The 24,145-nt window shown below is 53.6% G+C and carries 38 protein-coding genes; 35 read left to right on the top strand and 3 right to left on the bottom strand.

Annotation, left to right across the window (positions count from 1 at the left end):
• The 33 genes from IEV29_RS09895 to IEV29_RS10055 all read left to right on the top strand — a co-directional run.
• The coding region (locus IEV29_RS09895; protein WP_507763460.1) for an EF-Tu C-terminal domain-related protein at nt 1-104 on the top strand (104 nt) is incomplete at its 5' end.
• 81 nt (nt 105-185) lie between these two features.
• Entirely contained in the window at nt 186-518 is a 333-nt protein-coding gene (rpsJ, locus tag IEV29_RS09900) for a 30S ribosomal protein S10 (protein ID WP_188381155.1), read from the top strand.
• Nucleotides 519-727: 209 nt separating this feature from the next.
• Nucleotides 728-1,390, top strand: coding sequence for a 50S ribosomal protein L3 (gene rplC, locus IEV29_RS09905; protein WP_188381156.1), 663 nt, complete (start codon nt 728-730; stop codon nt 1,388-1,390).
• Nucleotides 1,391-1,393: 3 nt separating this feature from the next.
• On the top strand, nt 1,394-2,014 hold the full coding sequence (gene rplD / locus IEV29_RS09910; RefSeq protein ID WP_188381157.1) for a 50S ribosomal protein L4: 621 nt from the start codon (nt 1,394-1,396) through the stop codon (nt 2,012-2,014).
• Complete coding sequence (rplW, locus tag IEV29_RS09915; RefSeq protein ID WP_188381158.1) at nt 2,011-2,328, top strand: 50S ribosomal protein L23; 318 nt, start codon at nt 2,011-2,013, stop codon at nt 2,326-2,328. The genes rplD and rplW overlap by 4 nt, the downstream gene beginning before the upstream one ends.
• Nucleotides 2,328-3,155, top strand: a complete 828-nt coding sequence (gene rplB / locus IEV29_RS09920; protein ID WP_188381159.1) for a 50S ribosomal protein L2 — start codon at nt 2,328-2,330, stop codon at nt 3,153-3,155. Before rplW ends, rplB begins: the two co-directional genes overlap by 1 nt.
• A gap of 10 nt (nt 3,156-3,165) precedes the next feature.
• Entirely contained in the window at nt 3,166-3,441 is a 276-nt protein-coding gene (gene rpsS / locus IEV29_RS09925) for a 30S ribosomal protein S19 (RefSeq protein WP_007875308.1), read from the top strand.
• A complete protein-coding gene (gene rplV, locus IEV29_RS09930; RefSeq protein WP_188381800.1) occupies nt 3,438-3,770 on the top strand; it encodes a 50S ribosomal protein L22 in 333 nt (110 codons plus the stop codon). Before rpsS ends, rplV begins: the two co-directional genes overlap by 4 nt.
• 9 nt (nt 3,771-3,779) lie before the next feature.
• On the top strand, nt 3,780-4,607 hold the full coding sequence (rpsC, locus tag IEV29_RS09935) for a 30S ribosomal protein S3 (protein WP_188381160.1): 828 nt from the start codon (nt 3,780-3,782) through the stop codon (nt 4,605-4,607).
• Between the two features lie 2 nt (nt 4,608-4,609).
• Entirely contained in the window at nt 4,610-5,029 is a 420-nt protein-coding gene (gene rplP, locus IEV29_RS09940; RefSeq protein WP_188381161.1) for a 50S ribosomal protein L16, read from the top strand.
• 12 nt (nt 5,030-5,041) lie between these two features.
• On the top strand, nt 5,042-5,233 hold the full coding sequence (gene rpmC, locus IEV29_RS09945; protein ID WP_188381162.1) for a 50S ribosomal protein L29: 192 nt from the start codon (nt 5,042-5,044) through the stop codon (nt 5,231-5,233).
• A complete protein-coding gene (gene rpsQ / locus IEV29_RS09950; RefSeq protein WP_188381163.1) occupies nt 5,233-5,505 on the top strand; it encodes a 30S ribosomal protein S17 in 273 nt (90 codons plus the stop codon). The genes rpmC and rpsQ overlap by 1 nt, the downstream gene beginning before the upstream one ends.
• Before the next feature lie 216 nt (nt 5,506-5,721).
• Nucleotides 5,722-6,090 (top strand): 50S ribosomal protein L14, encoded by a 369-nt coding sequence (rplN, locus tag IEV29_RS09955; RefSeq protein WP_188381164.1) that lies wholly within the window; start codon nt 5,722-5,724, stop codon nt 6,088-6,090.
• 9 nt (nt 6,091-6,099) lie between these two features.
• Nucleotides 6,100-6,414, top strand: a complete 315-nt coding sequence (gene rplX / locus IEV29_RS09960) for a 50S ribosomal protein L24 (RefSeq protein WP_188381165.1) — start codon at nt 6,100-6,102, stop codon at nt 6,412-6,414.
• Nucleotides 6,415-6,420: 6 nt separating this feature from the next.
• Nucleotides 6,421-6,960: a 50S ribosomal protein L5 gene (gene rplE / locus IEV29_RS09965; protein WP_188381166.1), complete on the top strand. Its 540-nt coding sequence runs from the start codon at nt 6,421-6,423 to the stop codon at nt 6,958-6,960.
• A 7-nt stretch (nt 6,961-6,967) separates the two neighbouring features.
• Complete coding sequence (gene rpsN / locus IEV29_RS09970; RefSeq protein WP_188381167.1) at nt 6,968-7,273, top strand: 30S ribosomal protein S14; 306 nt, start codon at nt 6,968-6,970, stop codon at nt 7,271-7,273.
• A gap of 14 nt (nt 7,274-7,287) precedes the next feature.
• Entirely contained in the window at nt 7,288-7,683 is a 396-nt protein-coding gene (rpsH, locus tag IEV29_RS09975; RefSeq protein WP_188381168.1) for a 30S ribosomal protein S8, read from the top strand.
• A 10-nt stretch (nt 7,684-7,693) separates the two neighbouring features.
• On the top strand, nt 7,694-8,227 hold the full coding sequence (rplF, locus tag IEV29_RS09980) for a 50S ribosomal protein L6 (protein ID WP_188381169.1): 534 nt from the start codon (nt 7,694-7,696) through the stop codon (nt 8,225-8,227).
• A 9-nt stretch (nt 8,228-8,236) separates the two neighbouring features.
• On the top strand, nt 8,237-8,599 hold the full coding sequence (gene rplR, locus IEV29_RS09985; RefSeq protein ID WP_188381170.1) for a 50S ribosomal protein L18: 363 nt from the start codon (nt 8,237-8,239) through the stop codon (nt 8,597-8,599).
• 12 nt (nt 8,600-8,611) lie between these two features.
• A complete protein-coding gene (gene rpsE / locus IEV29_RS09990) occupies nt 8,612-9,130 on the top strand; it encodes a 30S ribosomal protein S5 (protein WP_188381171.1) in 519 nt (172 codons plus the stop codon).
• A gap of 10 nt (nt 9,131-9,140) precedes the next feature.
• Nucleotides 9,141-9,320: a 50S ribosomal protein L30 gene (gene rpmD, locus IEV29_RS09995; RefSeq protein WP_229726341.1), complete on the top strand. Its 180-nt coding sequence runs from the start codon at nt 9,141-9,143 to the stop codon at nt 9,318-9,320.
• A 26-nt stretch (nt 9,321-9,346) separates the two neighbouring features.
• The gene (gene rplO / locus IEV29_RS10000; RefSeq protein ID WP_188381173.1) at nt 9,347-9,778 is read left to right on the top strand and encodes a 50S ribosomal protein L15; all 432 of its coding nucleotides are present in this window, start codon (nt 9,347-9,349) and stop codon (nt 9,776-9,778) included.
• Nucleotides 9,779-9,805: 27 nt separating this feature from the next.
• Nucleotides 9,806-11,137 carry a preprotein translocase subunit SecY gene (gene secY, locus IEV29_RS10005; protein WP_188381174.1) on the top strand — a complete coding sequence of 444 codons (1,332 nt, stop codon included), beginning with the start codon at nt 9,806-9,808 and terminating at the stop codon, nt 11,135-11,137.
• Between the two features lie 24 nt (nt 11,138-11,161).
• Entirely contained in the window at nt 11,162-11,380 is a 219-nt protein-coding gene (gene infA, locus IEV29_RS10010) for a translation initiation factor IF-1 (protein ID WP_005663428.1), read from the top strand.
• Nucleotides 11,381-11,419: 39 nt separating this feature from the next.
• The gene (rpmJ, locus tag IEV29_RS10015) at nt 11,420-11,533 is read left to right on the top strand and encodes a 50S ribosomal protein L36 (protein WP_012081231.1); all 114 of its coding nucleotides are present in this window, start codon (nt 11,420-11,422) and stop codon (nt 11,531-11,533) included.
• Nucleotides 11,534-11,560: 27 nt separating this feature from the next.
• A complete protein-coding gene (gene rpsM / locus IEV29_RS10020) occupies nt 11,561-11,926 on the top strand; it encodes a 30S ribosomal protein S13 (RefSeq protein WP_188381175.1) in 366 nt (121 codons plus the stop codon).
• Nucleotides 11,927-11,966: 40 nt separating this feature from the next.
• Nucleotides 11,967-12,371 (top strand): 30S ribosomal protein S11, encoded by a 405-nt coding sequence (gene rpsK / locus IEV29_RS10025; RefSeq protein WP_188381176.1) that lies wholly within the window; start codon nt 11,967-11,969, stop codon nt 12,369-12,371.
• A 171-nt stretch (nt 12,372-12,542) separates the two neighbouring features.
• Nucleotides 12,543-13,166, top strand: coding sequence for a 30S ribosomal protein S4 (gene rpsD, locus IEV29_RS10030; RefSeq protein WP_188381177.1), 624 nt, complete (start codon nt 12,543-12,545; stop codon nt 13,164-13,166).
• Nucleotides 13,167-13,259: 93 nt separating this feature from the next.
• Nucleotides 13,260-14,237 (top strand): DNA-directed RNA polymerase subunit alpha, encoded by a 978-nt coding sequence (locus IEV29_RS10035; protein ID WP_188381178.1) that lies wholly within the window; start codon nt 13,260-13,262, stop codon nt 14,235-14,237.
• 135 nt (nt 14,238-14,372) lie between these two features.
• Nucleotides 14,373-14,768 carry a 50S ribosomal protein L17 gene (rplQ, locus tag IEV29_RS10040; RefSeq protein ID WP_188381179.1) on the top strand — a complete coding sequence of 132 codons (396 nt, stop codon included), beginning with the start codon at nt 14,373-14,375 and terminating at the stop codon, nt 14,766-14,768.
• 229 nt (nt 14,769-14,997) lie between these two features.
• A complete protein-coding gene (gene cutA, locus IEV29_RS10045; RefSeq protein ID WP_229726342.1) occupies nt 14,998-15,309 on the top strand; it encodes a divalent-cation tolerance protein CutA in 312 nt (103 codons plus the stop codon).
• 91 nt (nt 15,310-15,400) lie between these two features.
• Nucleotides 15,401-17,137 (top strand): protein-disulfide reductase DsbD, encoded by a 1,737-nt coding sequence (gene dsbD / locus IEV29_RS10050; RefSeq protein ID WP_229726403.1) that lies wholly within the window; start codon nt 15,401-15,403, stop codon nt 17,135-17,137.
• 110 nt (nt 17,138-17,247) lie between these two features.
• Complete coding sequence (locus tag IEV29_RS10055; RefSeq protein ID WP_188381181.1) at nt 17,248-17,886, top strand: peroxiredoxin; 639 nt, start codon at nt 17,248-17,250, stop codon at nt 17,884-17,886.
• Between the two features lie 65 nt (nt 17,887-17,951).
• Here the strand turns inward: IEV29_RS10055 and IEV29_RS10060 are convergent, their stop codons facing one another.
• The 3 genes from IEV29_RS10060 to yihA form a co-directional block, all read right to left on the bottom strand.
• Entirely contained in the window at nt 17,952-19,037 is a 1,086-nt protein-coding gene (locus IEV29_RS10060; protein WP_188381182.1) for a magnesium transporter CorA family protein, read from the bottom strand.
• 87 nt (nt 19,038-19,124) lie between these two features.
• Nucleotides 19,125-20,135 (bottom strand): porphobilinogen synthase, encoded by a 1,011-nt coding sequence (hemB, locus tag IEV29_RS10065; protein ID WP_188381183.1) that lies wholly within the window; start codon nt 20,133-20,135, stop codon nt 19,125-19,127.
• A 226-nt stretch (nt 20,136-20,361) separates the two neighbouring features.
• Nucleotides 20,362-21,054: a ribosome biogenesis GTP-binding protein YihA/YsxC gene (gene yihA / locus IEV29_RS10070; protein WP_188381184.1), complete on the bottom strand. Its 693-nt coding sequence runs from the start codon at nt 21,052-21,054 to the stop codon at nt 20,362-20,364.
• A gap of 161 nt (nt 21,055-21,215) precedes the next feature.
• On the opposite strand from yihA, the gene IEV29_RS10075 reads away from it, so the two are divergent.
• Both IEV29_RS10075 and IEV29_RS10080 read left to right on the top strand, forming a co-directional pair.
• Nucleotides 21,216-21,878 carry a c-type cytochrome gene (locus IEV29_RS10075; protein WP_188381185.1) on the top strand — a complete coding sequence of 221 codons (663 nt, stop codon included), beginning with the start codon at nt 21,216-21,218 and terminating at the stop codon, nt 21,876-21,878.
• Between the two features lie 128 nt (nt 21,879-22,006).
• Nucleotides 22,007-24,133: a cytochrome c biogenesis protein ResB gene (locus IEV29_RS10080; protein WP_229726343.1), complete on the top strand. Its 2,127-nt coding sequence runs from the start codon at nt 22,007-22,009 to the stop codon at nt 24,131-24,133.
• Nucleotides 24,134-24,145: the final 12 nt, after the last annotated feature.

A 24,145-nucleotide genomic window follows, 5' to 3' on the forward strand; every position in this document is an offset into this window, starting at 1 on the left:
TTCAGCTGATCAACCCGATCGCAATGGAAGAAGGTCTGCGTTTCGCAATCCGTGAAGGCGGTCGTACCGTCGGCGCTGGTGTTGTGGCCAAGATCATCGAGTAATTCGATTTGCAAGGCGGCAGCAATGCCGCACTTTATTGCCGCGAGCAACGCGCTCGCGGTTCGCTCTTTTAAGGAATAAACATGTCGACCGCACCAAAGTCTGCTCCAAACCAGAAAATCCGTATCCGCCTGAAAGCATTCGACTACCGTCTGATCGATCAGTCGGCACTCGAAATCGTTGATACCGCCAAGCGTACCGGCGCTGTTGTCAAGGGCCCTGTTCCTCTGCCAACCCGCATTCAGCGTTACGACGTTCTGCGTTCGCCGCACGTCAACAAGACTTCGCGCGATCAGTTCGAAATCCGCACGCACGTTCGCCTGATGGATATCGTTGATCCAACCGACAAGACTGTTGACGCTTTGATGAAACTCGATCTGCCAGCTGGCGTCGACGTCGAAATCAAATTGCAGTAATTGACAATGCCTGCATGGCCGAAAGGCAACGCAGGCGTTTTCAGCGCGGAAACAACAAGTTTCTGATTGTTGGTTGTAAGAGCTTGATTCCCGCGTTATAATTTTCGGCTTCGTCAAGGATTCCGTTTTTGGAGTCCTTGCGGCGCTTGCAGTTCCTGTAGTTTCAAATACATCAGCCCCGCCCAATCGTAGGTGGGAATGGAGAAAAAATGAACCAAAACCAAGGCCTCTTGGGTCGCAAGGTTGGTATGATGCGCATCTTCACGGATGACGGGGATTCGATCCCTGTGACCGTGCTCGACGTGTCAAACAACCGTGTGACGCAAATCAAAACGCCTGACACCGATGGTTATTCGGCTGTCCAGGTCGCATTCGGCTCCCGCCGTGCGTCCCGTGTCAACAAGGCTGCTGCCGGGCATTTCGCCAAGGCAGGTGTCGAAGCTGGCACGATGCTCAAAGAATTCCGTATCGCTGCTGACGCTGCTTCCGAGTTGAAGGTTGGTGATGTTCTGCCAGTCAGCTTGTTCGAAGTCGGTCAGAAGGTCGACGTGCAAGGCGTGTCGATCGGTAAAGGCTATGCCGGTACCATCAAGCGTTACAACTTCGCTTCCGGTCGGCAAACGCACGGTAACTCGCGCTCCCACAATGTTCCAGGCTCCATCGGTATGGCGCAGGATCCGGGTCGTGTTTTTCCTGGTAAGCGCATGACGGGTCATCTGGGTGATGTCACCTGCACCACGCAAAACCTCGAAATCGCACGCATTGACGCTGAGCGTCAGTTGCTGTTGGTTAAAGGCGCTGTTCCTGGTGCGAAAAACGGTCAGGTTGTTGTATCGCCGGCTGTTAAAGTCAAAGCAAAGAAGGGGGCTTAATTCATGGAACTCAAGCTCCTGAATGATCAAGGTCAAGCTGCATCGAACGTTGCTGCGCCGGATACCATTTTCGGTCGCGACTACAACGAAGCGCTGATCCATCAGATCGTTGTTGCCTATCAAGCCAATGCTCGCAGCGGTAATCGCAAGCAGAAGGATCGTGAGGAAGTTCACCACACGACAAAAAAACCATGGCGTCAAAAAGGTACGGGTCGTGCTCGTGCCGGTATGTCGTCGTCGCCTCTGTGGCGCGGTGGTGGTCGTATTTTCCCGAACTCGCCTGACGAAAACTTCTCGCACAAAGTCAACAAGAAGATGTATCGCGCAGGTGTCTGCTCGATTCTCTCGCAACTGGCTCGCGAAGACCGTCTCTCCGTCATCGAAGACCTGTCGGTAGAAGCGCCAAAGACCAAGCTCTTGTCGCAAAAACTGAAAGGTATGGGTCTGGATTCCGTGTTGGTCATCACCGACAACCTGGATGAAAACCTGTTGTTGGCGTCCCGCAACCTGCCGAACGTGCTGGTTTGCGAGCCGCGTCACGCTGATCCTGTTTCGCTCGTGTTCTTCAAGAAAGTGCTGATCACGAAACCGGCATTGGCCAAGATTGAGGAGATGCTGGCATGAGCGCGATTCAGAAATTTAGCGAAGAGCGCTTGATGAAAGTGCTGCTGGCGCCGGTCATTTCCGAGAAGGCAACGTTTGTTGCCGAGAAAAACGAACAAGTCGTTTTCCTCGTCATGCCGGATGCAACTAAGCTGGAAGTCAAGGCTGCGGTCGAACTGCTGTTCAAGGTTGAAGTTGAATCTGTGCAAGTTGCAAACCGCCAAGGTAAGCAAAAGCGCTCGGGTCGTTTCAGTGGTCGTCGTAACCACACCCGTCGTGCTTTCGTGAGCCTCAAGCCTGGCCAGGAAATCAATTTCACCGAGGAGGCTAAATAATGGCACTCGTTAAAGTCAAGCCGACCTCGCCTGGTCGTCGTGGCATGGTCAAGGTCGTTAATAACGATCTGTACAAAGGCCGCCCATTTGCAGGCTTGCTCGAAAAGAAATCGAAAACGGCCGGTCGTAACAACAACGGCCATATCACCACCCGCCATATCGGTGGTGGTCACAAGCATCACTATCGCGTGATCGATTTCAAACGCAACAAGGATGGCATTCCTGCGAAAGTGGAGCGTATCGAATACGATCCAAACCGCACGGCAAACATTGCGTTGCTGTTGTACGCGGATGGTGAGCGTCGTTACATCATCGCAACCAAAGGTTTGGCGGTTGGCGATCAACTGTTGAGCGGTTCGGAAGCGCCGATCAAACCAGGTAATGCACTGCCAATTCGCAACATTCCTGTTGGTACGACCATTCACTGCATCGAAATGCTGCCTGGCAAAGGCGCGCAAATCGCCCGTACTGCAGGTGCTGGCGTTGTGTTGATGGCGCGTGAAGGTACCTACGCTCAGGTTCGTCTGCGTTCGGGTGAAGTGCGTCGCATCCACGTTGAATGCCGTGCAACGGTTGGTGAAGTCGGTAACGCCGAGCACAGCCTGCGTAAAATCGGTAAGGCTGGTGCAATGCGCTGGCGCGGTGTTCGTCCTACCGTTCGCGGTGTGGTCATGAACCCTGTTGATCACCCACATGGTGGTGGTGAAGGTAAAACGGCGGCAGGTCGTCACCCAGTATCTCCGTGGGGCCAGCAGACCAAAGGCAAGAAGACGCGCAGCAACAAGCGTACGACTTCCATGATCGTCTCGCGCCGCGGCAAGAAATAAGGGATAAGACATGACACGTTCATTGAAAAAAGGGCCGTTTTGCGATGCCCACCTGGTGAAAAAAGTCGAAGCCGCGCAAGCGACCAAAGACAAAAAGCCAATCAAAACCTGGTCCCGTCGTTCGACCATCATGCCTGACTTCATCGGCCTGACGATCGCGGTGCATAACGGCAAGCAACACGTGCCGGTGTATGTTTCCGAGAACATGGTTGGTCACAAGCTTGGCGAATTCGCGCTGACCCGTACGTTCAAGGGCCACGCTGCTGACAAGAAGGCTAAGAAATAATGGAAACTAAAGCTATCCTCAAAGGCGTGCGCCTGTCGGATCAGAAAGGTCGCTTGATCGCCGATCTGATTCGCGGCAAGAAAGTCGATGCAGCTTTGAACATTTTGCAGTTCAGCCCTAAAAAAGGCGCTGCGATTGTCAAGAAGGTGCTGGAATCCGCTATCGCTAACGCAGAGCACAATGACGGTGCTGATATCGACGAACTGATCGTGAAAACGATCTACGTCGAAAAGGGCCCGATCCTCAAGCGCTTTACCGCGCGTGCAAAAGGTCGTGGTGATCGCATCTCTAAACAATCCTGTCACATCTACGTGACTGTCGGTAACTAAGGAGTCGCGATGGGACAGAAGATTCATCCAACCGGTTTCCGCCTCGCGGTTACGCGTAACTGGGGTTCGCGCTGGTACGCTGGCAATGGCAACTTTGCCAGCATGCTTGCTGAAGACCTCAAGGTTCGTGCTTACCTGAAAAAGAAACTGAAAAACGCATCTGTTGGTCGCGTCGTTATCGAGCGTCCTGCCAAGAACGCGCGCATCACGATTTACAGCTCGCGTCCAGGTGTTGTGATTGGTAAAAAAGGCGAAGACATCGAAGTGTTGAAGTCGGCGCTGACCAAGATGATGGGCGTGCCGGTGCACGTCAACATCGAAGAGATCCGCAAGCCGGAAACCGATGCGCAACTGATCGCCGATTCGATCGCGCAACAGCTCGAAAAACGTATCATGTTCCGCCGCGCCATGAAGCGCGCGATGCAGAACGCGATGCGTCTGGGCGCGCAAGGTATCAAGATCATGTCGTCCGGTCGTCTGAACGGTATCGAGATCGCCCGTACCGAGTGGTATCGTGAAGGTCGTGTGCCTCTGCACACCCTGCGCGCAGATATCGACTACGGTTTTGGCGAAGCAGAAACCACCTACGGCATCATCGGTATCAAGGTCTGGGTTTACAAAGGCGATCGCCTCGCAAGCGGCGAAGCTCCAGTCGTTGATGTTGCAGCTGATGATGACAAGAAACGTCGTGGCCCACGTCGTGACGATGGCAAGCCAAGCCGTCCACGTACTGCACGTCCAGAAGGCGCAGCGCCAGGTGCTGCTCCTGCTGCCAAGCGTGTTCGTGCCAAGAAGCCGGACGCTGAAGGCGCAACGGCTGAGAAAGCAGGAGAATAATCATGCTGCAACCAGCACGCAGAAAATATCGTAAAGAGCAAAAAGGCCGTAATACCGGTATTTCGCATGGCACCGGCACCGCTGTGTCGTTCGGCGAATTCGGTCTGAAAGCAGTTGGCCGTGGTCGTATCACCGCACGTCAGATTGAAGCTGCACGTCGTGCGATGACGCGTCACATCAAACGTGGCGGCCGTATCTGGATCCGTATTTTCCCGGATAAGCCAATTTCGAATAAACCTGCTGAAGTCCGTATGGGTAACGGTAAAGGTAATCCGGAATACTACGTTGCCGAGATTCGTCCAGGCAAAATGTTGTACGAGATGGATGGTGTGGATGAAAGCTTGGCGCGTGAAGCGTTCCGCTTGGCTGCAGCGAAGCTGCCTTTGCCTACCACGTTCGTTGTCCGTCAAGTCGGCCAATAATAAGGGGCTAACATGAAAGCATCTGAACTGAAAGACAAAGACCAAGCGGCTTTGACCAAGGAACTGAACGATCTGCTCAAGGCGCAGTTCGGTCTGCGTATGCAGATCGCAACCCAGCAATTGAGCAACACCGCCCAGTTGAAGAAGGTACGTCGCGACATCGCACGTGTCAAAACGGTTATCAACCAGAAGGACGCCAAATAATGAACGATCAGGCAAAACAAGCGCTCAAGCGTACGTTGATTGGCAAGGTTGTCTCCGACAAGATGGATAAAACCGTCACCGTGCTGATCGAGCGTCACGTCAAGCATCCGCTGTATGGCAAGATCATCGTGCGTTCGAACAAGTATCACGCACATGACGAGGCAAATCAGGCCAAGGAAGGCGACACCGTCGAAATTCAAGAAGGTCGTCCGATTTCCAAAACCAAGGCTTGGACCGTGACTCGTGTTGTACAGGTTGCACAAGTAGTTTAATTAGTTGTTGCAAGCCCGCCGTTTGTCGTACATAATGGCGGGCTTCGTTCCTGCAAAATATCGCAGGAAAAGCAGTAAAGTTAGTGCCGAAGAGTTGTACTAATCGAAGTTTTGAAAAACGTCCACCTCATCAGCCCGTCTGCGGGTTGCCGAGACCAAGACTGACCGCGACGACGCATCGTGCGCAAAGCGGGTTAAGTTGGGAAAGAAAATACTATGATTCAAACTGAAAGCCGGCTCGAAGTAGCCGACAACACGGGCGCTCGTGAAGTCCTGTGCATCAAGGTGCTCGGCGGCTCCAAGCGTCGTTATGCAAGCATCGGTGATGTGATCAAGGTCACGGTCAAGGTTGCTGCGCCACGTGGTCGCGTGAAAAAGGGCGAAATCTATAACGCAGTTGTTGTGCGTACTGCCAAAGGTGTTCGTCGTCAAGATGGCTCGCTGGTCAAGTTCGACGGCAATGCGGCAGTTTTGCTGAATGCAAAGCTGGAGCCAATTGGTACGCGTATTTTTGGACCGGTTACACGTGAGCTGCGCACCGAGCGCTTCATGAAAATCGTTTCTCTCGCGCCTGAAGTTCTGTAAGGAGTCGTGATGGATAAGATTCGTAAAAGCGACGAAGTCATTGTGCTGACCGGCAAAGATAAAGGTAAGCGCGGTGTCGTGCAGCGTCGTGTGGACGCTAATTACCTGGTTGTCGAAGGCGTGAATGTTGCTAAAAAAGCGACCAAGCCTAATCCGATGACGGGTGCAACCGGCGGCATCGTCGATAAGTTGATGCCAATTCATGTGTCGAACGTTGCATTGTTTAATGCGGCAACCGGCAAGGCAGATCGCGTTGGCTTCAAAGATGTGGACGGTAAAAAAGTCCGCGTTTTCAAGTCGAACGGCGAAGTTGTAAAGGGTTAAGAGATCATGGCCCGTCTCCAAGAATTCTATAAAGAAAAAGTCGTTGCCGACCTGACGTCGAAGTTCGCGTACAAGTCGCCGATGGAAGTGCCGCGTCTGTTGAAGATCACCCTGAACATGGGTCTGTCGGAAGCAGTTGCTGACAAAAAAGTAATCGAGCATGCAGTTGGTGATCTGACCAAGATCGCTGGCCAAAAGCCGGTCGTGACCAAGGCGCGTAAAGCAATCGCGGGTTTTAAAATCCGTGAAGGTTACCCAATCGGTTGCATGGTTACCTTGCGCGGTGCGCAGATGTATGAATTCCTTGATCGTCTGGTTACGGTTGCGCTGCCTCGCGTGCGCGATTTCCGTGGCGTGTCGGGCAAGGCATTCGATGGTCGTGGTAACTACAACATCGGTGTGAAAGAGCAGATCATTTTCCCCGAGATCGAGTACGACAAGATTGATGCGCTGCGTGGTATGAACATTTCTATCACGACGACCGCAAAGACCGACGAAGAAGCAAAAGCGCTTCTCGCCGCATTTAAATTCCCGTTCAGAAACTGAGGTTGCCATGGCAAAACTGGCGCTGATTAACCGTGAACAAAAGCGTGCAAACCTGGTGAAGAAATACGCCGGCAAGCGCGCTGAGTTGAAGGCAATCATTGATGACCAATCGAAGTCGGAAGAAGAGCGTTACGAAGCACGTCTGAAATTGCAGGCGCTGCCACGTAACTCGAATCCAACGCGTCAACGTAATCGTTGCGCATTGACCGGTCGTCCACGTGGCACTTTCCGCAAGTTCGGTCTGGGCCGTATTAAGCTCCGCGAAACCGCCATGCGTGGCGAGATTCCGGGTATGACTAAAGCCAGCTGGTAATAGGAGAATAAGCAATGAGTATGAGCGATCCTATCGCCGATATGCTGACCCGTATCCGCAATGCGCAAGTCGTGCAAAAGACTTCGGTGGCCATGCCATCGTCCAAGGTCAAAGTCGCGATCGCGAATGTTTTGCGTGACGAAGGTTACATTGAAGATTTCGCCGTGACGGAAGACGCAGGCAAAGCCGAACTGAAAATCGGTCTGAAATATTATGCCGGCCGTCCAGTCATCGAACGCCTCGAGCGCGTGTCCCGTCCAGGGCTGCGCATCTACAAAGGCAAGGATGAAATTCCAAACGTCATGAACGGCTTGGGCGTGGCCATTGTGTCGACCCCAAAAGGCGTCATGACTGATCGCAAAGCGCGCGCTACCGGTGTCGGTGGTGAAGTGATTTGCTACGTCGCCTAAGGAGTGCAAGATGTCACGTGTAGGTAAAATGCCGATTGCACTGCCAAGTGGCGCGGAAGCGACCATCAGCGCAGAGCAAATCACTGTGAAAGGTCCGCTGGGCTCGCTGACGCAAGCTCTGAGCGGTCTGGTCAAAATCGAAAACAACAACGGCACGCTGAATGTCAGCGCTGCTGATGATAGCCGCGAAGCTAACGCCATGTCCGGTACCATCCGCGCATTGGTTAACAACATGGTTAACGGCGTCACCAAAGGTTTCGAGAAAAAGCTGACTCTGGTTGGCGTGGGTTACCGTGCTGCAGCACAAGGCGACAAGCTGAATCTGTCCCTGGGCTTTTCGCATCCGGTTGTTCACCAGATGCCAGCGGGTGTCAAGGTTGAAACGCCAACGCAAACCGAGATCCTGATCAAAGGGATCGATCGTCAGCGTGTTGGTCAGGTTGCAGCCGAAGTCCGCGCTTACCGCGCGCCTGAGCCATACAAAGGCAAGGGTGTTCGCTATGCGGATGAAGTGGTTGTTCTCAAAGAAACCAAGAAGAAGTAAGGGTTGACGATGGATAAGAAACAATCACGTCTGCGCCGCGGTCGCCAAACTCGCGCGAAAATCGCCGAGCTGAAAGTGAATCGCCTGGCTGTGCATCGTACCAATCTGCACATTTACGCTACGGTTATCGGTCCGGATTCGAAAGTTCTGGCCTCGGCTTCGACGCTCGAAGCGGAAGTTCGTAAAGAACTGGCTGGTCAATCCGGTGCTGGCGGCAACGTTGCCGCAGCAACGCTGGTCGGTAAGCGTGTTGCAGAGAAAGCGTTGAAAGCAGGAGTTGCCGAAGTCGCGTTTGATCGCTCCGGTTTCCGTTATCACGGCCGCATCAAGGCAGTTGCAGAAGCTGCACGCGAAGCCGGTCTGAAGTTCTAAGGAAGAATCGTCATGGCAAAAATGCAATCGAAAATGCAAAGCGATAAGCCGGATGATGGCATGCGCGAAAAAATGATCGCGGTCAACCGTGTGACCAAAGTGGTCAAGGGTGGTCGTATCATGGGTTTCGCCGCATTGGCTGTTGTTGGTGATGGCGATGGCCGTATCGGCATGGGCAAAGGCAAATCGAAAGAAGTGCCAGTTGCTGTGCAAAAGGCAATGGAAGAAGCACGCCGCAAGATGATTAAAGTCACCTTGAAAAACGGCACGCTGCAACACACGGTAACCGGCAAACACGGCGCATCTTCCGTTCTGATGCTGCCAGCCAAAGACGGTACCGGTGTGATCGCGGGCGGTCCTATGCGCGCAATCTTTGAAGTAATGGGTGTAACGAACGTTGTGGCGAAATCCACCGGATCGACCAACCCTTACAACATGGTTCGTGCAACGCTGGACGGTTTGTCCAAAATGAATACGCCATCGGAAATTGCTGCCAAACGTGGCAAATCCGTTGAAGAAATCCTGGGCTAAGGTGAGCGCAATGGCAAATACAGTCACAGTCAAACTGGTTAAAGGCCTGATCGGCACGCGTGAAACCCACCGTGCAACGGTTCGTGGTCTGGGCCTGCGTCGCGTCAACTCGGTATCGGTGTTGGAAGACACGCCGGCAGTGCGCGGCATGATCAACAAAGTATCGTACCTCGTGAAAGTAGTGTCGTAAGCTTCGGCTCGCACACGGAGAACATCATGGAATTGAACACCATTCAACCAGCAGCCGGCGCAAAGCACGCCAAGCGTCGCGTTGGTCGCGGTATCGGCTCCGGCTTGGGCAAAACGTCCGGTCGTGGTCACAAAGGTCAAAAGTCCCGTTCGGGCGGCTTCCATAAAGTCGGCTTCGAAGGCGGTCAGATGCCTCTGCAACGTCGTTTGCCTAAACGCGGTTTCAAATCGCTGGCAACGCCGTACAAAGCAGAAGTGCGCTTGTCCGATCTGGAAGCATTACCAGTTGCAGAAATCGATATCGTCGCATTGAAGCAAGCAGGTTTGGTTGGCGAATTGGCACGTGCAGTGCGCGTGATCCTGTCCGGCGAGATCACCAAGAAAGTGACGCTCAAAGGTCTGGTCGCAACCAAAGGTGCAAAAGCAGCGATCGAAGCAGCCGGTGGTTCCGTTGCGTAAATCTGTAGTCTGATCAGGGAGTAATAATTGGCTACTACTCCTCAGCTTGCCAAGGGCGCTGCCAGCGGATTTCCGTGGGGACGTCTTTGGTTCTTGCTTGGTGCATTGGTCGTATTCCGTATCGGCGCGCATATCCCTGTTCCGGGAATTGATCCGGAGCAGCTGGCGCAGTTGTTCAAGCAAAATCAGGGCGGCATTCTGGGCATGTTCAACATGTTCTCCGGTGGTGCTTTGTCCCGTTTCACGATTTTTGCACTGGGCATCATGCCGTATATCTCGGCATCGATCATCATGCAGCTGATGACGGTTGTGTCGCCACAGCTGGAAGCGCTGAAGAAGGAAGGCGAATCCGGTCGTCGCAAGATTACGCAGTACACCCGCTATGGCACTTTGGTGCTGGCAACGTTCCAGGCACTCGGCATTGCGGTTGCGCTGGAATCGCAGATTGGCCTGGTGATTGATCCTGGCATGGCATTCCGTATCACAACGGTCATCACGCTGGTTACCGGCACGATGTTCCTGATGTGGCTGGGTGAGCAGATCACCGAACGCGGTTTGGGTAACGGTATCTCGATCATCATTTTTGCAGGTATCGCTGCTGGCTTGCCAAGCGCGATTGCGGGATTGTTTGAGCTGGTACGTACGGGTTCGATGAGCGCGTTGGCTGCAATTCTGATCTGCGTGGTGGTGGCTGCCGTAACGTATCTGGTTGTGTTCATCGAGCGCGGTCAGCGCAAGATTCTGGTGAACTATGCCAAGCGTCAGGTGGGTAACAAGATTTACGGTGGTCAAAGCAGTCATTTGCCACTGAAGCTGAATATGGCAGGTGTGATTCCGCCGATCTTTGCATCGTCGATCATTCTGTTCCCGGCAACGATTACGAGCTGGTTTACATCCGGTGAGACAAGCAATCCTGCAGTACGCTTTCTCAAGGATCTGGCTGCCTCGATGGCGCCCGGCGAACCGATTCATGCCTTGTTGTATGCGGCAGCGATTGTATTCTTCTGCTTTTTCTATACCGCGCTGGTATTCAATAGCAAAGAAACGGCAGATAACTTGAAGAAGAGCGGCGCTTTCGTTCCGGGTATTCGTCCTGGTGATCAGACGGCACGTTACATCGACAAGATTCTGACTCGCTTGACGTTGGCTGGTGCGGTCTACATAACGCTGGTTTGCTTGTTGCCTGAGTTCTTGATTGCACGTTGGAAGGTACCGTTCTACTTCGGTGGAACCTCGCTTCTGATTATTGTGGTTGTGACGATGGACTTCATGGCGCAGGTACAGAACTACGTGATGTCTCAGCAGTACGAATCGTTGCTCCGCAAGGCAAATTTCAAGGGTGGTATTCCGACGCGCTAAGCGCGCAGGAAAACGGACAAGCGAATGGCAAAAGACGACGTTATTCAGATGCAGGGTGAGATTCTTGAGAATCTTCCAAATGCAACATTTAGAGTCAAGTTGGAAAATGGGCATGTAGTGCTCGGTCACATCTCCGGAAAAATGCGTATGAACTACATCCGCATTCTTCCTGGTGACAAGGTGACGGTAGAGCTGACGCCTTATGATTTAAGCCGGGCACGGATCGTATTCCGTACCAAGTAATTTTAAAAACGAATCAGAACTGTAAGGAAGAGGGCAAACATGAAAGTGCTCGCATCAGTCAAGCGGATCTGCCGCAACTGCAAAATCATCAAGCGCAAGGGCGTCGTTCGCGTCATCTGCATCGAACCGCGCCATAAGCAGCGCCAAGGTTAATTAACGTTATTGATTGAGGAATAACGAATGGCACGTATCGCTGGGGTAAACGTACCCAATCATCAACATACCGTAATCGGTCTGACCGCAATTTATGGTATCGGCCGTCCACGCGCGCAACAAATCTGCGACACCACGGGCGTTCCGACGACCAAGAAGGTCAAGGATCTGGACGATAACGAACTCGAAAAGCTGCGCGACGAAATCGCGAAGTTCATCGTCGAAGGCGATCTGCGTCGTGAACTCTCGATGAACATCAAGCGTTTGATGGATCTGGGTTGCTATCGTGGCCTGCGTCATCGTCGTGGTCTGCCAGTACGCGGTCAACGTACCCGTACCAATGCGCGTACCCGTAAAGGTCCGCGTAAGGCAGCTCAATCGCTGAAGAAATAATCCAGTCGCAGTTTGACTCGTCGGATTCAAGGAAAGAATTATGGCAAAAGCATCCAACAACGCTGCAGCAGCACGTGCGCGTAAGAAAGTAAAAAAGAACGTTGCTGAAGGCATCGCACACGTGCATGCTTCGTTCAACAACACCATCATCACGATCACCGATCGTCAAGGCAATGCCTTGTCGTGGGCAACGTCGGGTGGTGCAGGCTTCAAGGGTTCGCGTAAGTCGACCCCGTTCGCTGCGCAGGTTGCCGCTGAAGCTGCTGGCAAAGTTGCGATCGAATACGGCATCAAGAATCTGGAAGTGCGTATCAAGGGCCCAGGCCCAGGCCGTGAATCGGCTGTTCGCGCACTGAACAACCTGGGTATCAAAATCACCCAGATCCAGGACGTGACGCCAGTTCCGCACAACGGCTGCCGCCCACCAAAGCGCCGTCGTATCTAATTGCTGTTCCTGCGACAGGTTTTCCTGTAGCATATCTCGCCCGCCAATGACCTTGGCGGGTTTTGTTCTTAAGCCCACTGTCTGATTGCAGGCTGATCAGACTAGCGCCTAATGAATTGGTTTTCGTCAGAAGATTCATTCGGGGCGTCATATATTTAAAAGGAAATTCTCGTGGCACGTTATATCGGACCAAAAGCAAAACTCTCCCGTCGTGAAGGTACCGACCTTTTCCTGAAGAGCGCACGTCGTTCGCTCGACTCGAAATGCAAACTCGACTCCAAGCCAGGTCAGCACGGCCGCACCTCGGGTGCCCGTACCTCGGACTACGGCAACCAGTTGCGTGAAAAACAAAAAGTAAAACGCATGTACGGCGTGCTGGAACGTCAGTTCCGTCGTTACTTCGCTGAAGCAGATCGTCGTAAAGGCAACACCGGTGAAACCCTGTTGAAGTTGCTCGAAGCACGTCTGGACAACGTTGTTTATCGCATGGGTTTCGGTTCGACCCGCGCTGAGGCACGTCAGCTGGTTTCGCACAAGGCACTGACCGTCAACGGTATCGTCGTCAACATCGCTTCTTACCAAGTCAAGGCTGGCGACGTTGTTGCCGTTCGTGAAAAAGCCAAGAAGCAAGTGCGTATCGTTGAATCGTTGTCGCTGGCTGAGCAAGTTGGTCTGCCATCGTGGGTGTCGGTTGATGCCAAGAAGATGGAAGGCACCTTCAAGTCCGCACCGGACCGTAGCGAAATCGCTGCAGACGTCAACGAATCGCTGATCGTCGAATTGTATTCCCGCTAATCGATTTTCCCGGCCCACCTTCTGGTGGGCTTTTCTCGTAATGCCATCAGCCTTATCGGTGTAATGAGCCGAGGGTATTGAAAAGGACATTTCATGCAAAACAGCTTGTTGAAGCCTCGTATTATTGAAGTTGAAGCACTTGGTGCCGGTCACGCAAAAGTCGTGATGGAGCCATTTGAACGTGGTTACGGTCACACTCTGGGCAATGCGCTGCGCCGCGTTCTGCTGTCGTCGATGGTCGGCTATGCACCAACCGAAGTGACGATCGCCGGCGTTGTTCACGAATATTCGTCGTTGGACGGCGTACAGGAAGACGTGGTTGATCTGCTGTTGAACCTGAAAGGTGTCGTGTTCAAACTGCACAACCGTGACGACGTCACCCTGATCCTGAAGAAGGAAGGCGAAGGCGCTGTGTTGGCATCCGATATCGAATTGCCACACGACGTTGAACTGATCAATCCGGATCACGTGATTGCTCACCTGACTGCTGGCGGCAAGCTGGACATGCAGATCAAGGTTGAAAAAGGCCGTGGTTATGTGCCAGGTAACGTCCGTCGTCTGTCGGAAGATGCAAACAAGACCATCGGTCGCATCATCCTCGACGCATCGTTCTCGCCAGTCCGTCGCGTTTCGTATGCTGTTGAATCCGCCCGTGTGGAACAGCGTACCGATCTGGACAAGCTGGTTATCAATATCGAAACCAACGGCGTCATCACGCCGGAAGAAGCGATCCGTCAATCGGCGCGCGTGCTGGTTGATCAGCTGAACGTCTTCGCTGCGCTGGAAGGTACGGAAGCACCTGCAGATGCACCATCGCGTGCTCCTGCGGTTGATCCAATCCTGCTGCGTCCGGTCGACGATCTGGAACTGACCGTCCGTTCGGCAAACTGCCTGAAAGCCGAAAATATCTACTACATCGGCGATCTGATCCAGCGCACCGAAAACGAACTGCTCAAAACGCCAAACCTCGGCCGCAAATCCCTGAACGAAATCAAGGAAGTGCTGGCATCCCGTGGTCTGACGCTGGGCATGAAGTTGGAAAATTGGCCACCAGCCGGTCTCGAGAAGTAATTGCTGTAACCCACGGCGTTCGCTTGGCGGACGCCGTGTTTGTTGTCTCTGTCTGTATAATTCGATTTCTACCGGTCCGCGTCACTTATTGTGACGATAGAAGAACTGGATTCAAACTAACTGAAAGGAAATACCATGCGTCACCGTCACGGCCTTCGCAAGCTGAACCGTACTTCTTCGCACCGCCTCGCGATGCTCCGCAACATGACCGTTTCCCTGCTGCGTCATGAAGCGATCAAAACCACACTGCCAAAGGCAAAGGAACTGCGCCGCGTTGTCGAGCCTATCCTGACCCTCGGTAAAACCGATACGCTGGCGAACAAGCGCCTGGCATTCAACCGCCTGCGTGATCGTGAAATCGTCGGCAAATTGTTCTCGGAACTGGGCCCACGTTATGCAAACCGCAATGGCGGCTACCTGCGTATCCTGAAAATGGGTTTCCGCGTTGGCGATAACGCACCGATGGCATTCGTTGAACTGGTCGATCGTCCAGAAAACACCGAAGCTGTGGAAGACAACAGCGGCGAATAATCGATCCTGTATCGATATCAAGCAAAGCCAGGCAATTGCCTGGCTTTTGTTTTGTGTGCGCCAATCTAACGGCTTGTGGCAACATGATGCCTTGACGTCGGGCGACGAGACGAACCGAATGCGCGCTCTGGCATCATAGGAAAGACATTGTGCTGCTCGTAAGCATTGCATTTTTATCCATCTCAACGCCAACACTCGCATGCAAACTCCGTCTCCTGTTGTGTTGATCATGACAACTGCCCCCGACATCGAAACGGCACGCACCATTGCACGCGCGCTGGTGGAAGGCAACGTCGCCGCATGTGTGAGCATTGGTCAGCCCGTCCTCTCCATTTATCGCTGGCAAGGCACGATTGAAGAGACTAGCGAGATTCCGCTACAGATCAAGACATCCGCTGCGCGTTATCAGCAAGTGGAAGCGGCGATCAAAGCCGCCCATCCGTACGATGTGCCGGAAATCATCGCCGTGTCAGTCCAGGCAGGTTTGCCGATTTATCTGAACTGGGTGCGGGATGTGACAGCGCCCAGCTCCCATGCGTGAGCCCGTCGCGTTGATGACTTCCCGATTTCTCAAGGCAGTGATGCCACACCATGACACAGGCAACTGGCCGGCGTACGAACGCTTGCTTGTCATGCTGCTTTGCACGGTTTTATTGTTCGTCGCGAGCATACTGCCTACGCGGGCTGCACCGCAGTTTCTGGAGCCGGATAAGGCGTTTGTGGTGTCGGCGCGCATGACGGACGCCAGCACCCTGGAGGTGCGTTATCAAATTGCAGACGGCTATTACATGTACCGCCAAGCCTTTGGCTTCCTATCGGAAGAGGCTGTACTAAACACGCCAGCCATTCCGGATGGCAAGGTCAAGTTTGATGAAACCTTCCAGAAAGAAGTGGAGACGTATCGGGAAGAGGTACGTATCCACATTCCCGTGCAGGCGGACCAGCCGTTTGTGCTTGCGTCGACTAGCCAGGGGTGCTCGGACCAAGGGTTGTGCTATCCGCCCATGACGGCGCTGTTGCGCGTACCACTGGACGGTAGTGCCGCGGTCCGCATGGCTGAGAATGCCATTGCGGGGCTCACTCCTCCAAAACTAGCGGAAAACGAGACGGAGATGGGGCGTATCGAGCGTTCGCTGCAAAGCGGTCGTCTGCTAATGATTGCACCTCTGTTCTTTCTGCTCGGGCTTGGCCTGGCGTTTACGCCTTGTGTGTTGCCGATGCTGCCGATTCTGTCCAGCATCATTGTTGGCGAAGGCGCACAGGTCAGTCGCAAACGGGGGTTCTTGCTGGCGATGGTGTATTCGCTGGGCATGGCGATTGTGTACACCGCACTGGGTACGGCGGCAGGTTTGATTGGCGAAGGCCTGGCGGCCACCTTGCAGAAGCCCTGGGTACTGACGGCGTTTGCCTTGCTGATGGTCGGTCTTGCGCTAGCGATGTTCGATGTATATCAGTTGCAGATGCCGGCAGCAATCCAGTCCCGATTGAGCGGGACATCGGGACGCCAAACAGCAGGCAAGCTGTCGGGTGTGTTTGCAATGGGGGCGTTATCGGCGCTCATTGTCGGGCCATGCGTTGCCGCGCCATTGGCGGGCGCCTTGGTGTACATCAGTCAGACGCGCGATGTTGTTGTCGGTGCAAGTGCATTGTTTTCGATGGCAATGGGCATGAGCGTCCCTTTGTTGCTGCTCGGCCTGTCAGCCGGCACCCTGTTACCGCGCGCTGGCGGCTGGATGGATGACGTCAAACGTTTCTTCGGCGTGCTGATGCTAGGCGTTGCACTGTGGATGGTATCGCCCGTGGTACCCGATGCTGCATTCATGCTGGGATGGGCGGCACTGGGTATTGGTTACGGCGCCTACCTGTTGTGGGCGCGCGCTGGCTGGATTGCGAAAGCATGCGGGCTGTTCTTCCTCGCGTGCGGGCTGTTCCAGCTTGCGGGTGTGGCAACCGGTGGACGCGATGTGCTGGCGCCACTCGGCCATCTGCGAGACGAAGCGCACGATAACGTCCGGTTCGAACGTGTGAAGACACTGGATGATCTGGAGAAAGCGTTAGCCCGGTCGAATGGCAAACACGTCATGCTGGATTTTTACGCAGACTGGTGCGTCTCCTGCATCGAGATGGAGAAATTCACCTTCACTCAGCCGCAAGTGCGTGCGCATCTGGATCAAATGGTGCTGCTGCAAGTGGATGTGACGAAAAATGATGCGGATGACAAAGCCATGTTGCGACGTTTCAATTTGTTCGGTCCACCCGGCATTATTTTCTTTGACAAGGCCGGTAACGAGATCAAAGGCGGACGGGTGATTGGATTCCAGAATGCAACGAAGTTTACGGAGTCGCTGGAATTGATACGTTCATTCTGAAAAAAACGCATGTTCATAGCTTGTCGTTATTTGTTTAGTGCCTATTTGTAGTTTGTAAAAGCAGGTGATGCGCTTATAGTCAAACATTGGTCAATAAAAGGAGAAGGCAAATGACATTACGTCTGGGCGATACCGCTCCCGATTTCGAACAGGATTCCTCAATCGGCAAAATCAAGTTTCATGAATGGGCAGGCGACTCGTGGGTGGTGCTGTTTTCGCATCCTGCGGACTTCACGCCCGTGTGCACGACAGAGCTTGGCCTGACGGCCAAACTGAAGCCAGAGTTCGACAAGCGCAACGTCAAGGCGATTGCCTTGTCGGTGGATCCGGCAGACAAGCATCTGTCCTGGATCAAAGATATTGAAGAAACGCAAAAGACGGTAGTCGGCTTTCCCATCGTGGCAGATGCGGATAAGTCTGTTGCCACAGCGTACGACATGATTCACCCGAATCAATCCGCGATGGCAACCGTGCGTTCTTTGTTTGTGATTGACCCGCAGAAAAAGATTCGGCTGACCATCACGTATCCGATGAGCACCGGTCGTAATTTTGATGAAGTCTTGCGCGTGATTGATGCATTGCAATTGACGGACGGCTACACAGTGGCAACGCCAGGTAACTGGAAAGATGGCGACGATGTCATCATTCCGCTCACGGTGCAGGATGAAGAAGTGATCAAGCAGAAGTATCCAAAGGGTTTCAAGGCAGAGCGTCCTTATCTGCGTGTCACACCGCAGCCAAACAAGTAAGGTTTGGTGATGCAATAAAAAAGCGCCCATACGGACGCTTTTTTATTTGGGGGGATGAAAGAGAGTTACTTGCGATCCAGTATGCGATCTTCCAGATAATGTTTGCGGCGGAAGAAAATCAGCAAGCCAATCATGATGACCAACATACCGCCAATCGTGATCCAGAATCCCTGATGATCTTGCAGTAGCGGCATGCTGACAAAGTTCATGCCGAAGATGCCGGTGATCAAGGTGAGTGGCATGAAGAGGGCGGTGATTACTGTCAGTGTGCGCATGATCTCGCTGGTGCGATGTGCCATTGCTGAGAAGTGAATCTGTACCGCGGACTCGAGAGAGGCTTCCAGTCGGCGGGCATGCGTAAGTGTGCGGGTGATGTGCTCCATGACATCATGCACGCGCACCAGTAACAGATCCTTGGCGCGACCATGCGTGCCTTCGCCTTCACTGTCGACAAAGTAATCGCGTAACTCACGCAAGGCATCGTGTTGCTCCTCACACAAATGATCAAGCTTGCGCAATTCGATGCGTGCATCCAATAGTGCATTCCAGTCACGGAAGGGACGACGAGGATGCAGTAATGCACGTTGCCAACGATCAATCTGCGCAGTCAAGGGCTGTCGCAGATCCAGATACTGATCGACCATCGTATTCAGTAAGCGCAAGGCGAGTTCTGCGGGCGATGCCGCAGGACGATGATATTGGGTACCGTTCTCGGGCCGATAGCGATATTCCAGCAGGCGTGTGCGCATGGCTTCGATCGTACGGCTATTGGCTGCGTGCACGGTGATCAGCACATGGTCAGCCAGCAGGAAGGTGACCGGTTGCGTGCGCAGTTTCTCCAGCGCCGATGCAGCGTTGCTGTCGTTGGCTACCCCTTGTTCGACCGGCAAGGCAAGCTTGCGAAACACGACCATGGCGTAATCTTGTGTTGAATCGAAGTAGGATGGGTGTTTTTGATTGATGGCATCCTGCAGGTGCAGATCATAGATGCGGATGCCGGTGATCTGTTCGATATGATTGCGCCAGCCTTCCGGATCGGTCATTAATTCATCATGGGTCGTCGTCAACCAGAGATAACCTTGCTCTGGTCGTGTGGTCGGCGCGACGTCGAGTTGCACCACTTGACGTTCACTGATGTGATAGATGTTCATTTCGGCAGCGATCTCCACAAAAAAGGACGGCAGTTGAAACAACTGCCGTCCTTGAATTCTATTGTCAGATCATTGACAGGTAAATCGTCAGCCTTGTTTCAGGCGGCGGGCAATATCTAGTGCAAAGTAAGTGAGCACTCCATCGGCACCAGCACGTTTGAAGGCGATCATGGATTCCATCATGGTACGGTCATGATCGAGCCAGCCATTCTGTGCAGCGGCCTTGATCATCGCGTATTCACCGCTCACCTGATAGGCAAATGTCGGAACCTTGAATTCGTCTTTCACGCGCCGCACGATATCGAGATACGGCATGCCCGGTTTGACCATCACCATGTCGGCGCCTTCCGCCAGATCCAGCGCCACTTCGCGCAGCGCTTCGTTGCTGTTGGCTGGATCCATCTGATACGTCATCTTGTTGCTCTTGCCGAGCGTGGCGGAGGAGCCGACCGCATCACGGAACGGCCCATAGAATGCCGATGCATATTTGGCGGAATACGCCATGATGCGCGTATAGGTATGGTGATGCGACTCCAGCGCGTTACGGATGGCACCGATTCGGCCATCCATCATGTCGGATGGTGCGACGATATCGACACCTGCCTCGGCTTGTGTCAGTGCCTGTTTCGTGAGGATCGTGCACGTTTCGTCGTTGAGCACATAGCCGGTTGGATCGAGTACGCCATCTTGTCCATGGCTGGTATAGGGATCGAGAGCAACATCGGTCAGAATACCGAGCTCTGGGAAACGTTTCTTCAGTTCGCGCACGGCGCGTGGTACGAGGCCGTCCGGATTGGTTGCTTCAATGCCATCGGGCGTTTTCAACGATGCCTGAATGACCGGGAACAAGGCGAGTACCGGAATGTTCAGCGCCACACATTCTTCCGCTACGCTGAGCAACTGATCAACTGACAAGCGTTCGACACCTGGCATGGAAGAAATCTTTTCGCGATGATTTTCGCCTTCGGTAATGAAGACCGGATAGATCAAATCGGCTGGTGACAGCGTGTGCTCGCGCATCATGGCGCGGGAGAATGCATCCTTGCGCATACGGCGCATGCGAATGGCGGGAAAAGCGGGTGGTGTAGGTTTGGTCATGACATTCTCGCAATGGGAAAAGGCATTCAGGGCGACGTTGCGCCGATGTTAATGCGACTGTAAAAAATATGCGAAAAAAGCGAAACTTTTCTGCGGTAGTTTCATCCTAGTAGCAGATGCTTTGCATCTCCCGCTTCTCCTCCCTGAGCGGGGCCAACTCGTACTGCGAGATGGCGTTATTGCCCTGGAGATACTCCCCTTTCTCCAGGGCTTTTTTTCGTCTGGACTATTGGGAATCGGCGTCTGGCCCATCATCCCGATCCAGTCCCAGCAAAGACAGAATCTTGTCGTTGGCCTCTTCCAGTCCGGTGCGTTTCAACGATGAAAACAATTGCGCCGTGAAGGGAAAGGATTGCCCTTCTTCATCGACATAGCTGTCGAGCAGAGTGCGTGCAGCACGCAGCGCATTCGTCGCCTCATTGCGGTTAAGCTTGTCTGCTTTCGTCAGTAGGCAATGAATTGGCTTGCCGGTTGGTGCAAACCATTCCAGCATCTGAATGTCGAGGTCGGTGAAGGGGCGACGTGAATCGACAATCAAGACCAATGCAGCCAGTTGCTCGCGGCGTTGAACATAGTCGCCGAGCAGCGCTTGCCAGTGCAATTTGGCAGAGCCGGATACTTCTGCGTAACCATAACCGGGTAAATCGACCAGCAATGCGCGGATTTCATCGACCTTCGTGGCATCCTTGCGGTGCTGCCCGACATGGGCGCCGCCGATGGAAAAAAAGTTGATGTGTTGGGTACGGCCTGGCGTCTTCGATGCAAAGGCAAGTTTCTTTTGATTGGCCAGAATGTTGATCGCCGTCGATTTGCCTGCGTTGGAGCGGCCTGCAAAGGCAATTTCAGGAACTTGCGTATTTGGCAAATCACGGAGATGATTCACCGTGGTGAAGAAGCGGGCTTGCCAAAGTTGGGACATAGGATGGGATAAAAAGCTGCGGGCTGGCAAAAATGCCGAAAAGCTATTGTACAATGCGGCGTTGCATCGCGTCGCCCAAGGGAGTGAAAGTCGCACCTCAGTAGTTGCTAAAACGGTTGCCAACCTGGCAGATTTTAATATTAAGTCTTCAAGGTGTCCGAATGAATCGTGTTTGCCTACCGGTCGTACAGTCTTTTTTTGCCGCCATGCTGCTGGTTGTTTCGTCGGCTTACGCCGCTGAACCTCCACCCGCTACCAAGCCTGATCCTGCCAAGGGCGAAATGCTCTATAACATGGGCGACAACGCTCGTAATGTGACAGCCTGCATTACATGCCATGGCCCTGCCGGCAATGCGTCTCTTCCGGAAAACCCCAAACTGTCGGCCCAAGTCGGTGCCTACATTCACAAGCAGCTCGTCAATTTCAAGAATGGTGACCGGCATAATCCGATCATGGAGCCGATTGCCAAAGGCATGACCGAGGAAGATATCCAGAATATCGTCGCGTATCTGGCCAAATCCTCAAAACCGTCGCCGGGCGCTGCGCGCAACAAGGATTCCGTCGAACTCGGGAGAAAAATCTTCCGTGGCGGTATCGCCGAGAAGCATGTGCCAGCCTGCGCGGCCTGTCATAGCGCAAACGGAGCAGGCATTCCGGCACAATTCCCGCGATTGGCCGGACAACATCAGACTTATACCGAAGCGCAGTTGATGGCATTCCGCTCTGGTGCGCGCAAGAATAGCGAGCAGATGACACAGATTGTGCAGCGCATGTCGGATGCGGAAATCAAAGCGGTGGCCGATTATGTGGCCGGCCTGAAGTAAGTTTTCCATCGACAATTCAAAAGGGCAGCATGGCTGCCCTTTTTCATCTCTGCAGCGCTGGAAAATGCAGGCAAGACAGTAAAATGCTGCGACATGCAGGGCAGAGAGATCAAGGAGCACAGTAGCGGATGACGATGGAGACGGAAACCAGTACCGCCGGTTGGCAGTTGAACACGCATCGTCGCTGGCTGGCGGAAAGTGTCGAGCTGTTGTCATCGATGCGTTTCGCCATCAGCTTGCTGACGCTGATCTCGATTGCTTCCGTCATTGGTACGGTGCTCAAGCAGGGTGAGCCGATGTCGAACTATGTCAATCAGTTCGGCCCGTTCTGGTTTGAACTGTTCGGCAAGCTGGGTTTGTACAGCGTGTATTCGGCATGGTGGTTTTTGGTGATCATGGGTTTTCTCGTGATTTCCACCTCTCTGTGCCTGATTCGTAATACACCCAAGATGCTGCGGGATATGCGCAGCTGGCGTGACAATGTGCGCGAGCAGTCCTTGCGCAATTTCCCCCATCGTACGGAGTGGCAGGCCGATTGCGAGCGTGATGTCCTGGTCGCGCAGACTGTGGCGCGTATCGGGCATCACGGCTATCGCGCCAAGGTGATCGAAAAAGACGGCGGCACCCTGATCGCGGCCCGCAAGGGGACGGCCAACAAATGGGGCTACATTTTTGCGCATGCTTCGATTGTCATCATCTGTGTCGGCGGCCTGCTTGATTCGGACTTGCCGATTCGTTTTCAGAAAATGGTGTTCGACAAGAGTTCGTTTGCGGGTAATGGTCTGATTGCCGAGATCCCTGCCGAACATCGCCTTGGCGTCGGTAATCCCAGCTTTCGCGGCAACACCATGATTCCGGAAGGTGGTGCCAGCAGTACGGCGATCATTCCGCAAGCAGATGGCGTGCTGATCCAGGATCTGCCTTTTTCGATTCAGCTATCGAAGTTCATCATCGAGTATTACTCGACCGGCATGCCGAAGTTGTTTGTCAGCGAAGTGACGGTTACCGATCACGAAAACGGTCATTCCTTTCCCGCCACCATCAAGGTCAACGAGCCGCTGATTTATCGCGGCATGGCGGTGTATCAATCGAGTTTTGAGGACGGTGGCAGTCGCCTGCAGTTGCGTGGTTATCCCATGCGGGGCAGTGCAAACAAGCCATTCGAGTTGACGGGCGAAGTTGGTGGCGCGACCGAGCTGGATAAAACTTATGGCGATCACTACAGCATTGAGTGGTCGGGTTTCCGGCCCTTTAACGTCGAGAACATGATGCAGGATGGTCAGGACGTCCGTGCCGTGAATCCGAATCAGGGTTTCAATCAGCGCTTTACCGCCAGTCTGGATCGCCATCTCGGATCGGCTGCCAAAATGGCCGATGTGCGCGAGTTCAAGAACGTTGGACCGAGCGTGCAATACAAGCTGCGCGATCGTAACGGACAGGCACGCGAATATCACAACTACATGCAACCGGTAGAAGTGGATGGTGCGTATGTCTTTCTGGCAGGTATGCGCGAGTCACCGTCCGAGCCGTTCCGCTTCCTGCGGATTCCGGCTGATGACAATGATGCGGTCGATGAGTGGATGCGCTTGCGTAACGCGATTCTGACACCGTCGATGCGTGAGAAGGCGGCGGCTGCATATGCGCGCCGTGCCTTGCCGGATGCGCGTGCAGCAGCGGGTGGCTTGCGCGATCAATTGCAAGCGTCGGCGCTGCGCGGGCTGACGATTTTCGCCGGTGACGACAATAGTGCGGGTTATGTGGCCGTGTCGCAATTTCTTGAGCGTATCCCGCCGCAGGAGCAGGAAAAGGCGGCCGATATTTTCATGAAGATCCTCAATGGCAGCTTATGGGATCTGTGGCAACTGGCGCGGCAACAAGATGGATTGGCGCCGATGGTGGCCGAAGAGCGTCATGGCCGTTTTTTGCAACTGGCCGCCAATGCCTATTCCGATGCCTTCTTCTACGGCTCTCCGGTTTACTTGCAATTGCAGGGATTTGAGGAAGTGAAGGCCTCGGTCTTCCAAATCACGCGCTCGCCGGGCAAGAATATTGTCTATCTTGGCTGCCTGTTATTGACGCTGGGTGTGTTCTCGATGTTTTATATCCGTGAGCGTCGCATGTGGGTGTGGATCAAGTCGGATACATCCCAGTCAAGTCATGCCATCATGGCGATGAGTACGCAAAGACAGACACTGGATTTTGAGAAAGAATTTGCGTCACTGCAGGATAAGCTGACACAGTCGGCGTCGCGTTAAGTAGTTGCGATA

The sequence above is a fragment of the Oxalicibacterium faecigallinarum genome (assembly GCF_014635705.1).
Classification (GTDB): Bacteria; Pseudomonadota; Gammaproteobacteria; order Burkholderiales; family Burkholderiaceae_D; genus Oxalicibacterium; species Oxalicibacterium faecigallinarum.